The organism is Paenibacillus sp. FSL F4-0087 (assembly GCF_038020215.1).
Classification (GTDB): domain Bacteria; phylum Bacillota; class Bacilli; order Paenibacillales; family Paenibacillaceae; genus Paenibacillus; species Paenibacillus taichungensis.
The window spans coordinates 6,691,797-6,706,846 of record NZ_JBBODJ010000001.1; the positions used below are offsets into that span (position 1 = coordinate 6,691,797).

General features: G+C 46.8%; 9 protein-coding genes. 1 reads left to right on the top strand and 8 read right to left on the bottom strand.

What is annotated here, in order from left to right; all coding sequences use genetic code 11:
• Nucleotides 1–3: 3 nt before the first annotated feature.
• Nucleotides 4–975, bottom strand: coding sequence for an MBL fold metallo-hydrolase (locus tag MHB84_RS30235; RefSeq protein WP_076288334.1), 972 nt, complete (start codon nucleotides 973–975; stop codon nucleotides 4–6).
• A 172-nt stretch (nucleotides 976–1,147) separates the two neighbouring features.
• Here MHB84_RS30235 and MHB84_RS30240 point away from each other — a divergent pair, with 172 nt between their 5' ends.
• Nucleotides 1,148–1,681, top strand: coding sequence for a DUF1572 family protein (locus MHB84_RS30240; protein WP_076288333.1), 534 nt, complete (start codon nucleotides 1,148–1,150; stop codon nucleotides 1,679–1,681).
• Nucleotides 1,682–1,945: 264 nt separating this feature from the next.
• Here the strand turns inward: MHB84_RS30240 and MHB84_RS30245 are convergent, their stop codons facing one another.
• The 7 genes from MHB84_RS30245 to MHB84_RS30275 form a co-directional block, all read right to left on the bottom strand.
• The gene (locus MHB84_RS30245) at nucleotides 1,946–6,253 is read right to left on the bottom strand and encodes a discoidin domain-containing protein (protein WP_076288332.1); all 4,308 of its coding nucleotides are present in this window, start codon (nucleotides 6,251–6,253) and stop codon (nucleotides 1,946–1,948) included.
• Between the two features lie 122 nt (nucleotides 6,254–6,375).
• Nucleotides 6,376–7,785: a glycosyl hydrolase family 28 protein gene (locus MHB84_RS30250; protein WP_076288331.1), complete on the bottom strand. Its 1,410-nt coding sequence runs from the start codon at nucleotides 7,783–7,785 to the stop codon at nucleotides 6,376–6,378.
• 118 nt (nucleotides 7,786–7,903) lie between these two features.
• Nucleotides 7,904–9,463 carry an ABC transporter substrate-binding protein gene (locus MHB84_RS30255; RefSeq protein ID WP_076288330.1) on the bottom strand — a complete coding sequence of 520 codons (1,560 nt, stop codon included), beginning with the start codon at nucleotides 9,461–9,463 and terminating at the stop codon, nucleotides 7,904–7,906.
• 89 nt (nucleotides 9,464–9,552) lie between these two features.
• Nucleotides 9,553–10,467: a carbohydrate ABC transporter permease gene (locus MHB84_RS30260; RefSeq protein ID WP_076288329.1), complete on the bottom strand. Its 915-nt coding sequence runs from the start codon at nucleotides 10,465–10,467 to the stop codon at nucleotides 9,553–9,555.
• Nucleotides 10,468–10,493: 26 nt separating this feature from the next.
• Nucleotides 10,494–11,456, bottom strand: a complete 963-nt coding sequence (locus tag MHB84_RS30265; RefSeq protein ID WP_246318142.1) for an ABC transporter permease — start codon at nucleotides 11,454–11,456, stop codon at nucleotides 10,494–10,496.
• Between the two features lie 144 nt (nucleotides 11,457–11,600).
• Entirely contained in the window at nucleotides 11,601–13,367 is a 1,767-nt protein-coding gene (locus tag MHB84_RS30270; protein WP_076288328.1) for a sensor histidine kinase, read from the bottom strand.
• A complete protein-coding gene (locus MHB84_RS30275; RefSeq protein ID WP_076288327.1) occupies nucleotides 13,364–14,872 on the bottom strand; it encodes a response regulator in 1,509 nt (502 codons plus the stop codon). Before MHB84_RS30275 ends, MHB84_RS30270 begins: the two co-directional genes overlap by 4 nt.
• Between the last annotated feature and the right edge of the window lie 178 nt (nucleotides 14,873–15,050).

A 15,050-nucleotide genomic window follows, 5' to 3' on the forward strand; every position in this document is an offset into this window, starting at 1 on the left:
TTCTCAGTTTGATCTCCACCACGGTTGGCTTGGGTAAGCTCCCGTATTCAGCACAACCTTCTCACCGATTTTGGGCGTTGCAATAATGACATTCAAGTCATGTGCAGCCTTGGTGATCCGTTCAACCGGCTCGTTCCAGGCATGATAGGCCAACGTAAATGCTGCCCAATGAATCGGAATGAGCAGCCCTCCCTTTACATCCAAGTGTGCCTGTACCGTTTCTTCTGGCATCATATGAATGTTGGACCAACGCTCATCATATTGCCCGCATTCCATCAGGGTCAGGTCAAAGGGTCCGTACTTACTGCCGATTTCCTTAAAATGAGGACCGTATCCGCTGTCGCCACTAAAGAAAACCTTCGTTTCTTGTCCAGCAATGACCCACGAACACCATAGTGTCGAATTGCGGTCCAATAACCCCCTGCCGGAGAAATGCCGCGCTGGCGTGCAGGCTAATGTCAAACCTTTGAAGGATAGCTCATCCCACCAGTTATGTTCGGTAATCTGTTCCGAGGGCACACCAAGTTGAATTAGTCTTCGACGCACGCCCAGTGGGACGATAAACCGCTGTGTTTTATTCTTCAATCTGCGAATAGAGGAATAGTCCAGATGATCATAATGGTCATGCGATATAATGATCGCATCCAAGGCTGGAAAGTCTTCGGGTTGAATCGGTAGGTTAGTGCTGTATCGTTTCGTACCCGCCCAGGATACAGGAGATGGACGGTTGCCCAGCATTGGATCAAATAACAATCTGTGTCCTTCGATCTCAAGCAAAAAAGCCGAATGACCAAACCATGTCACCTGCGGATGATCGGATACATTTAACGATTCCGCTGGTTCATATTTCTCCACCGGAATGTTACCCGCCGGCCTTCGCTCTATACTTCTCCGCATGGAATCTTTCAACATGCTCACGAGGGAGCTGAAGCTCATACCAGCGGATGTCGGAACCTGATTTTCGTATTTTGTCATTATTCATACCTTCTGTTCTCTATAATCAATAATTCACGCGATCATTCAATCTTGAGTAAAACAGGAGCAATATTAGCCTTTATATTAAATCATTGTTCGTTTATAATCAATTCGCCTTCGGTAATCTGAATTTGATATCCAATCAACCCTAATGAATGGAGGACATGTTATCATGATTAAACTTATTCAGGACGTAGTTGAGGACATGAACAAGCAGCTAGAACGTATTGAAACCAGCTTGAACAGGTTGAACGAGGATCAGATTTGGACCAGACTTCAGCCTGGTATGAACAGTGTGGGGAATTATTGTCTGCATTTGGCGGGCAATGAATATCAGAATCTGGTGACAGGTATCGGGAACCAGCCTCTAATCCGGGAACGCTCTGCTGAGTTCAATACCAATGGTGGTTTGAGCCGGGAGGAATTATTAGCCAAGCTTCACCAGGTGCGAACAGAATCAACTGCGATATTATATAGTCTAGTAGAGGAGGATTTATCCAGAGAAGTGACCATTCCCTATGAGTTGACCGATTGGAATCGTATGAACCGTCGTGAGGATGAAGCCAAAGATGCGCATGAGCATAAATTTGTACGTTCTCTGTTAATAAAGGTCTCTTCCCATTACGGATACCATACCGGCCAGATCGTATTGCTGTCGAAGCTTTTACAGCCCAGCGACGAACATCTCACCGGACTGTATCACTAATTTATTCGAGTAACCCAAAACAAAAGAGTTTTTCTATAAAGAACTGCATGACGGTAGGTGAAATATCCACTCCTCAAAACCGTTAAATAAAAAAAGATAGTGTCCCTTCTTTGCAAGGACACTATCTTTTCTATCTTTATCATATTAATCAGTACGAAGTTTACTTCCTTATATAAAGTTCCATCTGTACATCCTGAATCTAGCTTCTGTTCATTCTACTAAATGGTATCAATTGAGTTATTGCAACTGCCTGGTCTCCTTCATTCAAATGGAAACCAGACCACCCAGCGCCATCTTCAAACTATTCGCAGCGGAATCAACATCGTCCTGGTTTGCTTCCAGATCCGTATCAACCACGGCTGCACTCGTGACAGCAGCCTGTAACTGCGCATAGCTCTCTCCGGAGTAATCCTCCTCATTCATTGCATTTGCCCGTTCCATCAGCAGTGTAAGGAGCGTTCTGTCCACAATCTTCTCATAGAACTCCAGCTCACCGATATTGGCAAAGCCGTTTGGCGTATAATAGCGCAAATAACGATAAGCATTGCTGCTGCTCAAAGACTGCTTATACCACTTGATCTCGCTTACACCACTTATGGTATAAAGCGTATCAAAGTTCACCCCATCAGTGGATCCCTGGATCAGGGCTCCACTCATACGGGCGGCATTGCCGGTGCGTGGGATAAACCTGATACTGCCAACTACTTTGGCGTGATCTGCTCCCAGATCAACTCGGGTCCAGCCTGCTGCTGTTTTGGTATCTGGCGATGTGGCAGGATCACCGTCAAATGCGCGCCATCCGTTATTAATTGCATCAACCTTTCCATCCCATGAAATGGAGGATGCAAGCACCATCGCAGTGTCTACATGAATTGGAGGAAATGAGTCAGCGAAAGAGATTAGCAGGGTCTTGGCTGCAATTAACTCTTTAAGCAATGCCATCTTGTTTGCATCTGGTTCGGTCAATGAAGCTTTGATGTGGTTAATCTCCTGCTGATAGAGATAGTAACTTCCTTGGGTGTAACCTTCAGGCGCAACCACTTTTGAATCCACAACTTCCGCATCGTAGTCTACATCACCATAAAACTCAACTTCAGCAACGTTACCACTCCATGCTGAGTTGTTGTACAGTTTTAAATATCGATAATATCCATTATTCAGAAGCTGATCTTGTCTAATATCCGACCACGTTCCTTCTTGTGAACCTTTTAGAGGCTGTGTCAGATCCGACCAATTTGAATTATCGTTGGAACCCTGAATGACAAGCCCGTTCATTCTTGAGCTGTTGGAAGCTCTTGGCATCAGCACAATTTCGTCCAGCTTCACAGACAGTCCTTCACCGAAGTCCACCGTGTAGAAGGAACCCGAAGATGTATTCAGATCCCCATAGGTGGACGTGTCACCATCGAATAGCAGATAACCCACCTCATCCTGGAATAACCCGTTACCTGGCCATTGTTTATCCGAAGCCTTTACTTTCGCCATCATAGACACATCAATATACCTGCCGCCATCTACAAGGAACAGCTTTGAATTGTCAGTGGTTAGCACTGTCCGCTCCCCTGCTGTTCCGTCACTCTGTTCGTAATCCACCGTAAACTTGACCGCACCTGTAGGTACATCATTTCCCATAGCAGCCACCGCCGTCCAATGGATCTGATCCTGCGTCGTAACGGTTGCTGCAACTCCCTGAATGATCGCCGTTACATTCTGGATTGCTTCCTTAGCCTGAATCGTCAATTGTACGGTGTCCCCAGTTGCAATCTTGCCACTTACACTTTGATCCGAAAAGATGGAGACGGACTCCAGCTTATTACCTGTCTCATGACGTTCACCATAGATCCGGAACTCGGTCATTTCGAACAAATTCCTGACGATGCCATACAATACATCCGGCTGTGGATGAAGCAGCTGAACCTTGATGAACCGGAACGAATCGTCCTGGTATTCGGGAGCAACATCCAGGGTTTGAAAGCTCTGGGTAAATGCTGTTAACCCCGGGGTCAATCGTACCCAGTCCTCCCCATCATTGGAGCCAAAAACAGCTGACTTCGCGAGACGATCGGAAAAAATATTACTTTGGAATCCAAAGGACCTAGCTGATACTTTGAAATCCGGTCCGAAATCAATCATATGGTATAGGTTTGGCGCACGTGTATACGAAACCCCCGTCTGATTGTCCCCGTCCACCATATTGGCAATGTCTGTCCCAAAGGTCGATGACGCAACGATGTTGTGGTAATCAATACCCCCGCTCTGTTCCAGCAACGGAGTGACCAGCTTCAGCGCTTCAGCTGCTTGGGCTAGCTCATGCAGTTGCACATAGAATACTTCATCTGTAGCTGTATCAAGCTGGTCAAGGGTATCCTCATACACTGCATGAAATGAGTTGAGTGTTGCTGCTACATAAATTCGATCCTGATCATAAGCAGCTATGGCCTGCTCCACAGCGGAAGCCCGATTCGGAGAGACTACAATCTTTACATCTCTTGTCGTGATTGTTGTGCCGTCTGAAGCGGCGACATGGAAGGAATGAGTTCCAGTCTGTGACACTCCCGGCTGCCAAAGCATCTCGCCCGTGGCTTCATTCAATGCTGCTCCTTGAGGCAGATTCGGGCTGGAGTAGTTCACCACATCCGTTCCCCCAGCATCGGTTGCTTCAAACTCAACACGAATTGGCGAGCCAGGATAGGCGAATATGGAGAGATCAGAGTTTCCTGTTTTGAATTCTGGCGGAGTCAGCTGTTCACTTGCTTTGATATGAATGTGGTCGATATCTACTGTCGTATCCGAACCTGTGACCTTCATATACAGAATATCGTTCAGACTCTGGAAGCTGTCCAGCGTATAAGTCACATACCGCCACTGTCCATGCGTATCCGGCAAAGTTAATGTATCATTGATTCTCGGAGTAAGCTCCAAGTAGGCTGGCCCATTGGTACGGATGCGGAAACCAATGATCTTCTCACTGCTGGAACCGTTAAGAAATGCTATACGACTTCCCACTTGCGTCGCCTGAAACCGCACAAACGACGTATCTGCTTCCTTTATGGTCGCCGTATCTCCGCCAAGCTTCGTATAACGATCTTCGATGTCGATCAGTGAGCCGCTTGTCTGCTCACGCGGCAGAAATTCTGCACCTTCAGACACTGCCTCCTCTGGCATATACAGCCAGAAGTCTCCGCCTCCGTCCACATTGTCCCAGTTTTTGTTCAGAGTACCACCATAATAAAAATTGGAAGGCAACCGCTTTGTAAAAGCTTCATAATAATGAGGAGCCTTCTCTGCAACATTAATGCCCCTGACATATGTGTAGTAGTAATACATATCCCAGAAATTTGCCGTATTCATTCTACCTTTGTAGGCGTTGGATATATGATTATATGTATCCCGAATCGTTCCATCTGGCGAAATGGCATAGGCCACTGGCGTCCAAGGTGTATCATAACCAAGCATGAATTGCCAGAAGAAGTCTGCGGCCGCCAATATGCGATCATCCATGAACTCATACGGTCCGACCGCATTTGCCGCTGTTGATACGGTACCCTCCACTGGATCGACCTTTGTCCCCTGAGCAAGCAGCATACGTGATAGGATAGCAGCGTTAGTGAGGTCTCCACCCCCATGCGCCTGGTCCCTACCCATCTCCACATGCTGAATCACCGGCTCATCCAGTGGCTCCCCAGTCAGATCATCAATATTCATTAGGCGGAACAGCTGCTTGACCGACCCATTAAAGCCTTGGTCTTGCGCAGTGCTATTGACTGTGAACCACTCAACCGCCTCGTCATATCTGCTCTGATTGTTGGTAAAAATATAACCTGCCATCGCACCCAACAAAGGATAGTTATGCTGATTCATGAAGCGATTGTTGTCATGTTGGAAGGTCTCAATGACCGGATTAATCAGGTTGGTTGTAAAATTCGTTGTATCCTGCGCTGTCCATCCCAGCTCATCCGTCTGATAACTTGTATATCTCAGAATCTCAGCTGCCGTCACCATGCGATTCAGCGGAATCCCGGTATGAATGTGCGCATCATTAAAGTAGACATATTTGGCAGGGTCCATCTGCGACCAGATCCGAATGATACGCATCGCATTGGACCGATACGTCTCATCTCCTGAAATATAATACATCAACGCTTGTGTATACGCTTTCAATCCATCGCTTATAAAACGGGAGTTGAAGCCTTGGCTGTTGAAGGCATCGCTTGCCGGTTTTGTTGGGTCCGTTTGGCTGGCATTGCTGGACGTCACTGTCTTGGAAGCCGCTGCCGAGCTAGTCATCGCCACATAGTAGGAATACCATGGTTCCTGCTGCGATAGTACCTGCTCTCTCATGTTCTCTAAGACTTCCTTGGTTAGTCCAACTCCGGGATGCGTGAAACCACCTGTGATTGTTTCATTGATCTGAACTTCATATCCTGACACAGTAACATCGTTTGAATTCGCAGCAGCTGCGATGGAATGGGTACCGACCGGTATAAGTGTTGCCAACAGACTGATTGCAGCAAGTATAGCAATCACCCGTCTCCATCTTTTCCCCTCATGAAATCCGCTATTCATTTCCATATCAAACCTCCTCATTTTCATGGAATTCGATGTTCTTCCCTTGAAGCCCACTTGTGCCAGACATTGAAATTAGACATCCCCCCTTTCCTGTTTACTCGTCGTATTTTCCTATTGAACACCCCCTAGCGGAATGTGATGCCACGTACATACTCGTTCATTTCAATCGCTGGATGATTTGGACTATCCACACGTTGACCTGCAATAGTGAGATTATTAAACGTTACTCCTTCGATACTGTGCTCTTCGTCATAACCATAGATCCGGGAAGGATGTAACGTCCCTCCTGCATACTCGATATCCTCAAATAAAATGTGTTCGATCCTCCGACCAGGAGCAGGATTATAATCCTTGTTCCTAACCACACGCAGATCGAACAGCTGACCTTGTTCAAAGGTTTCCACTCTGATTCGCGCATAGACAACGTTCCGCACAGTATTATGATCGCCCGCGTTAATGGCCATGGCTCCCCAGTAGTTGGGTTGTGGCTCGTGATGTTCCAGAATGTCGATATCTTCGTACCGGATATCCTCAATCACATCACCGTTCGCCTCGTGATCCCCATGCGTGCCAATCATAAGTGGATGTGCCACGTCAGCCCACAGCACAGCATGACTAACCCGGATACGACGCGAGTTACCACGGTAACCCCATCGGCTGCCATAGATCGCAATACAATCATCCGAGTTGCGCAAGAAAACATGTTCGATCTCAATATCCGAGCTGGACATGATATCAATACCATCCGACCAGCCCCTTGTGCTGAATGACTTAATACCCTTGATGGACACGTACTGTGAGCTACCGATGTACACACTGTAGTGCGGTACGTCGATGATCATAATGCCTTCAATGGCAATCTGGCTCGCATGGATCAACCGAATTCCGCGGAATGCTGAGAATCGATGAAAGTCGGCCAGATAAACCAAGCCTCGCCCCCGGATTGTAACGTTCTGAACCCGATCACAGACGAATGAACCGGCAACAGCAGCACCGCCATCAATATAAACCGTCTTGCCCGATGGAACGCGTAGGATGGTCTCTTCAATGTAATGCATGCCTGGTGTAAAATAGAGTACTTCAGCTTCTGTCTCGAGCCATTCCGTACGATGGATGCCAGGCTGTATGACGTGAACACGTGGATCGTGCATGCTTGGAGCATCCGTCTCCAGCCCGTTTCCGAATAGATGCAGATTGCGAAACCGTTCGCCATTTACCTCGATGGACAACTTAGCAGGTTCTTTCAGTTCAAATGAGATTACATTGGCCTGAATCTGTGGTTGGATTTTATAAGATAAGGGCCGAATATCAATGGTCTGAACCTCCGTGTACCTGCATTCAATTTCCAATTCAACAGGAACACCCATATCAAAATAAGCCATACTGGCCTGCCGCACCTGGTGCATATCAACCTTTACTCCGTATACATTTACATCAGACCACGGTCCGTCGCTGCCCGCCTCACGAATACGAATAATGTAATCTTGAGATTGGGGAATTTCTTGAATCAGGGGATAACAGATGATTGGCTTCACATGCGTTCCTCCAGCTATGATATAGGTGTAGACCCCGGAGTATCGTGGGGTCTACAGGCACATTGGTACTTATATTATTGATTCGTTCAAATGTCTCCACAATTCTACTAATCCGAGTCTAGTACTTCTTGCTTGCTGCAAAAGCATCCAGTTGAACCTGTAATTCAGCCATAAACTTGTCGAATCCGGCACCCTCCAGCTGTTTCTTCACATTGGCAAGATCGGCATCAATATCTTTGGTAATACCCACTGACAGCGGAACGATATACTGCGATTTAACCGTCTCCATGCTTGCAAGCTCTGCAGCCACATTAGATGTGGCAAGCCCGAATCCGGCCAGTGGACTTTGACCATTCTCTTCCGCTTTCTTGGCACCTTCATTCTGCAATTTATCGTTAATGGCCTGCCATTCGTCCGGATATTTCTCCTGCAGGTTCATATATCCATCATATAGCCCCGTCCAGCCTGGCTTTTTGTTCTCCGATTTGATGCCTTCATAGCTAACGAATTCGCCATCCAGCTTGTAATTCTCTCCTTCAACTCCGTACTGCAACAGATTGTAATACGTTCGATCAGTATGAGCTTTTTCGATAAGCTTCAGAGCCGTTTCGATGTGTTTGGAATGAGCACCAATCGAGATCATGGTGATATTATCCGGTGCCATAAACGGCATGTAGGCCGGAATATTGTTGAAATAATAATCAAACCAGCCATACTCAAAATCAGGATGCAGCTCTTTCAGTGCACCAACATAACTGCTGCTGACAGCGCCAAAGTGGTTGTTAAATTCAAGCGGCTTTTTGTCGGCTTTCATCAATTCCAGCGTCTCACTTGTCGCATTGCCCTGAGCAGCCAAAATATCGTGGCTCACAATGCCATCTTCATACCACTTTTTGGACCGCTCCAGTACCTGCTTATACTCAGGTGTGTCGTACATGCTGATCGCCTTGTATGGCTCATCCACGGTAGCAACAACGTATCCTTTTACCAGATCCAGATAATTGGAGCCCGCAACCAGAGTCCAGACGTTATCCGCGAACCGCTTATCATTAATCATCGGCGTGTCTGGATAAGCTTCTTTGGCCTTGTAAAGATATTGTTCTACGGTATCCAGATCTGTAATTTCCGGTAATCCCCACGCTTTGCGCAGATCTTCACGGAACAACAGGCCTTCTCCGCCGCCTCCGGGCTTATTGTATTGTGGAATGCCGTAGAGACTGCCGTTAATTTTTACGGTATCCAGTGTGCCTTTATAATGCTCCACCAGATCAGGCACATCTCCCAGCAGTGGGGTCAGATTCGCAAATGCATTCTTGGTGGCGAACGATGCAAAGTCGGACCATGCGCCGCCAACATAAACGTCGTATTCCTTCGCGGCGATAGCTCTGCTGATCTGATTCTTTTCGTCTCCCCAAGGCACAAAGTCAAACCGAATCGTTGCCCCCAGATCCTTGATCGTTAGCTCATCCAGTTGCTTATAAAAGTTGTCCATGCCACTGGCGGGAGCATTTCCCATCGTGATACCCTTCAATTGCACAATCGTCTTGCCATCGGATGTCGTTGTGCCCGAGCCTTCGGTAGCACCTTTGTCCGAACCCCCATTCGAACATGCGGAAAGGATAACCGTGAATACCATGAGACAAGACAGAAGTGATTTTTTAATATGTAGCGCTTTCAAAACAATCCCCTCCATTATGATGATATTTTGTATGTAAGCGACCAGTGGCAGCCTTTCACCCTATCCTGATCGTGTAAACCCATTATCATTTATCCCTTCACGCCTCCAACAATCAGACCGCTGACAAAATGACGCTGCATGTACGGATACAGTAGGATAATGGGACCTGTCACCAGCATGGTCGTTGCCAGCTTCATCGTTTCACTTGGCAGCTGATCCACGACAATCTGAGCGTCTCTGACTGCATCCGTTACACGGGATAACATACGATAAAGCAGATATTGCAATCCCCATTTCTCCTGATCGGAAATCAGGTACAGACTATAACCAAACCAGTTATTCCAGTAACCCAGTCCAAGGAACAGTCCGATGGTTGCGCTAACAGGCTTCGAGAGTGGAAGAACAATCTGCCAATAGATTCTGAAATCGCCTGCCCCATCGATTCGTGCCGACTCCATTAAGGAATTTGGAATGCTTTTGACATAATTGCGGAACAGGAACACATTAAATGGAGAGAGCATACCTGGAAGGATAATCGCCCACAACGTATGATTGAGATGCAGCACATTGGCGACCACCAAGTAGGTAGGAATCAGTCCGCCGCTGAACAGCGTAGTAAAGTAGATAAAGAAGGCCACCTTGTCCCGGTGCTTAAAATCCGGACGGGATAGAATGAATCCGCTCATGGACGTTGTCAATAATCCAAGCACTGTGCCCAGCACCGTAACATAGATGGTAACGAGATACGCCCTGCCAATTTCCCCTCCCAGGGTGGTGAAAACAATCTTGTATGCATCCAATGTGAAATCCTGCGGTAGCAGTGAGTAGCCATTAACTACAATTTTGGATTCATCACTCAGTGATCCTGACAGCATCAGGATAAATGGAGCGACGCAGATTAGTGCTACCAATCCAACAATGACCACAGCCATAACATCGAATATTTTCGAGCTTGCATCCACTTTTAACTTGTTCTTGTCAGATGTTGCAGCAAGTTGTGCCATCAGGCTTCCTCCCATTCGGATAACGATTAAAATAATGAATTTTCACGATCCACTTTACGCACAATTGCGTTTACCGTCACAACAAGTACCAATCCGAACATCGATTGATATAGCCCTGCCGCCGTTCCCAGTCCGAGACTGAAATTCACGGTTAATGAACGGTACACATACGTATCGATAATGTCGGTTGCATTCAGCAACAGTCCGTTGTTGCCGATTATGTTCCAGAACAGATCGAACTGTCCCCTCATAATTCCTCCGATAGCAAACAAAACCAGGATGATAACCGTCGGCTTCAAAAGCGGCAGTGTAATGAACCGAATCCGTTGCCACTTGCTGGCGCCATCGACATAAGCTGCTTCGTATACGCTTTCATCAATACCCATAATAGATGCTAAGTAAATGACCGTACCGTACCCTAGCCCCTTCCAGATTTCGATAATGACGATGATGAATGGCCAGACCTCAGGTGACTGGTAGAAGTCAAAGCGCTCGAAACCCAATGACGTAAAAACGTTGTTAAACACACCATACTTGTAGTTGAACAGATTGTATACAATGGAACCAACTACGACCATCGAGACGAAGTAAGGCATGAACATCAGCGTCTGCGACGTTTTCATGAATTTCTTGAATGTCAGTTCCCTAAGCAGAACGGCCATGGCGATCTGACAGATGTTGCCGAGTACTATGAAGGCCACATTATAGAGCATCGTATTGCGAGTCAATTTCCAGACAATCGAATCCCAGCCTCCTTTGAACAGGAACTCAAAATTTTTCAACCCCACAAATGGACTGAACAAACCCTTGCTAAAGTCATAATCGGTAAACGCGTTGTAGAGTCCCGCCATGGGAAGGTAGTTGAATAAAGTGAAAAACACGACCAGGGGAATCAGCATAATATAATAGGTTTTGTGTTCCCTGAGGTCTGCAAAGCGACTTTTCTTCTGTTTGAGCGCTTTCGTCATTGCTATATTTGGTTCTGCCATCGTATCACCCTTTCCTTGTTTCTTATTGTAGTCCGGCACGATACCTCTCTACTATTCGAATTTCACAAGATTTCTGGTACTTTTCGATGAAAATGCAAAACAAAAGCGACAGGTAAAAAATACCTGTCGCCATTTCCCTGATAATCAATTACTGGCTTGTTTCAATTCATGTGCATCCCGAAAAACCATCGGCACATTGATGATTACACTTGTGCCTCTACCCTGAACTGATTCATAATGTATTCCATCCGTTTCATTATAATAAAACTCCAGCCGTTTGCGGATGTTATGTACGCCGTATCCGCTGCCTTGATGGCGGTGAAGCCTAGAGGGCGGTAGCTCTAAGCCAGGGCCATCGTCAGTAACCACGATCCGTACTCGCCCTTCCTCTATGCCTCCCGTAATTGTAATAATGCCACTGCTCTCGGGCTTTTCCAGAATACCGTGTACAATCGCGTTCTCAACCAGCGGCTGGAGCGTAATCTTGGGCAACATACATTGCAATACCGCTTCATCTACGTGTACATCGAATTGGATCTTGCCTTTGAACCTCTTCTGCTGAATGCTTACATAGATCTCCGATAAGCGCAGTTCATCTCTCAAGGTTACGAAGTCTTCCCCTTTATTCAGAATCAACTTGTAATAATCAGAGAGAGCGTACACGACCTGCTGAACGTTCTGCTTCTCTTCTTTCTGAGCCATCCAGACGATCATATCAAGCGTATTGTACAGAAAATGCGGATTAATCTGGGACTGCAATGCCCGCAGTTCTGCTCCTTTCTTATCTTGCCCAAGCCTGTACTGATTGTCCATCAGTTCCCTGACACTGTTAATCATATAATTGTAGCTGGATACCAGATGACCTACTTCATCCTCCCTATTGGGAATATCCAGTGTATTTAATCTGCCTTGCCGAACCTGACTCATTCTGTTCATAAGCAAGAAGATGCGACTCGTAATAGATTTCGTCACCGGGATGATGCATACCAATAGAGCTAGGCAGACAAGCAAGTATACGAGGAGCACCTTGTTTCGCACCTTATTCACAGCTGTAGCTGCCGTATCTGGAGATATGACGGAATGCAGGAACAGATTGCTCGATCCAACTCTTGAATCTCGGACGATATAAGAGGAGTCACCCACTTTGACCTCTTCAAACTGATTTCGGTTCACCTGAGAACTGTATCCATTTCGTTGTTCCAACTCCGTATGTCCATTGCTGATGATTACTTCTCCCTCATCCGTATCCAAGTAGACCAGCTGCTCCATGGCTGAGTTCATGATATAGGGCTGAAGCTGAGGCAACTCCACACGCAGCGTTACGATGCCTACCGGTTCGGAATAGTCGTTAATATTCCAAAGCACTCTTCCCAGCGCTAAATAACTTACGGACGATGTGCTGCTCTCATCCTTCATCATCACCCACACCGCTTCGCCGCCCCCTGCAACGATCTTCCTGACCCAGGGCAATGACGACACCTGGGCGTATGGACGATACATCGTTGCATGTGGACCCGTTATGACGAAGTCATCATTAATATAATAAACGATACCGTTAATCTCAGAATTTGTCTGAAGAATACGTGTATAATCCGTGATCCGTTCAAAGGCGGATAGCTGCTCCCACACCTGCATATGCTCCGGGTCTTTAGAGAAAACCGCATTGATCTGTTCGTCAATCGTAATCATCGACGACACTTCCTCAATGTGGGAGAATTTGCTGGACAGCAGTGATAAAGTTTGGTCAAAACTTTGGTTGGCTGCATAGTTCTGTCCGGTGATTACAGAATTACGAAGTTCGCCGTATGTCGCCGAGAACGTAATCATCAGCGGAATAATGCCTGCAAGTGCCAGCAGAATGACCAGCTTTTTTTGCAGAGATAGGTTGCCCAGCCACTTCAGAAGCCTCATTGGGAAAACTTCTTTCGATATTCCACAGGCGTTACGCCCGTAGCAGCCTTAAACACTTTGGCAAAATATCCTGCACTGGCATAACCGGACATCTTCGAAATATCGATCATTTTGAAGTGCTCCTCAAGAATGAGCCTCTTGGCAAGCTCCAACCGATAGTCATTCAGATACTGCTTAATCGTAGTTCCTGTCTCCTGCTTGAAGAGAACACCAAGATGGGCAGTGGATAAGTGCACATGGTCAGCAATCTCCCTCACATCCAGGTCAACATCGCTGCAATGGTCAGATATATAGTTCATTACATTACGAATCAAGCCCGAATATGGGGATACCCGGGTGAACTCCTCCTGATACGCATGACACAGCTCAAGCATGTGATCCTTCACCTCAAGCATTGTACGGCATTCGTTCAACTGCTTCTCCACATCTTGAATCTGAACCATCTTCCCCCTGCGGATTAGTACACCATTTCTCTCCTTGAACAGCGCATTGGCAAACGTGACACACATGGATAGCACTCTTTCTCTTGCCTGAACCCCTTCTACCAGCACTCTGTTACAGAACGTCTCCATCCAGTCGATCAATCCATCCGGTTCCTGCTTCAGCAACTGGTAGAATTCAGGATATATGTCGCTTCTGAGCCCTTGTGGTGCGTGATTCACCGGATCATATGTGAGATAACACAGATCTGGCTTGAAAAAAACATGTTCCATGGCCAGTGCCGCTACGCGGAAACTTCTGGATACTTCCTCCAGTCCAGCCACTACCTGACCAGCTGCAATACGAAGCCCGCTATACTCCCTGCATAGCGTTTCTGCTAGTAGCCTCACTATCTCCTCATCCGGTCGGGGCAGTGCCACGACAAGCAGCAAACGGTCATAATCCAATTGCTCGGCGATGGTAGCAAGATTATGTTGTTCCCAGTAATTCTGGATGTTGACGGCATCAAACAGTATTTCCTTGTTGAACTGGGTTACGATCAGACAGACATAGCTCGCATGTACCGGATAACCGATTTCCTGGGCTTTGCACCTAAGTTCATCAGCGGGTTGGGACTGCGTTCTCAAGGCATTAGCCAGCTTCACACGCTCCAGGTCCATCTTCTGATCCAACAATACATGCTGCGCCTTCCGCTCGGCGATATAATGCACCGTTTTCTGAATGGCGTTCTCCATCTCCGGCAACTTGATCGGCTTTTCCACATAATCGACGGCCGAGAGCTGAATCGCACTCTTCAGGTATGCCACATCCATATACCCACTCATGAATAACAGCTTGCTATCTGGGCAGACTGCCACGAACCGCTCGGCAAATTCGATCCCATTAAGCTTCGGCATGCGTATATCCGTAATGACAATTTCGGGCCTTTGAGCGGTTGCAATACGTAAAGCCATGGCTCCATCCTCGACCTGAAGCACCTCATGTACACCGAAGCTCTCCCAGTCGATAGCCTCCACTAGTCCTTCTCTTGTATAATCGTCGTCATCGGCAATCAATACTTTCATCGCGATGTCCCCCTTTTTACAATGTACAGCTATGGCGTTCATTAAGATAGCGCTTACATTAATAAGCACGTTCTACTTCCTCGCCCTTTCTATCCTTCATACCGGTATAATATATCAACAGTGCCGCCTTTGGCTATCAATCAATTCTGAGAAATATACATTTTATCCAATTTAATCG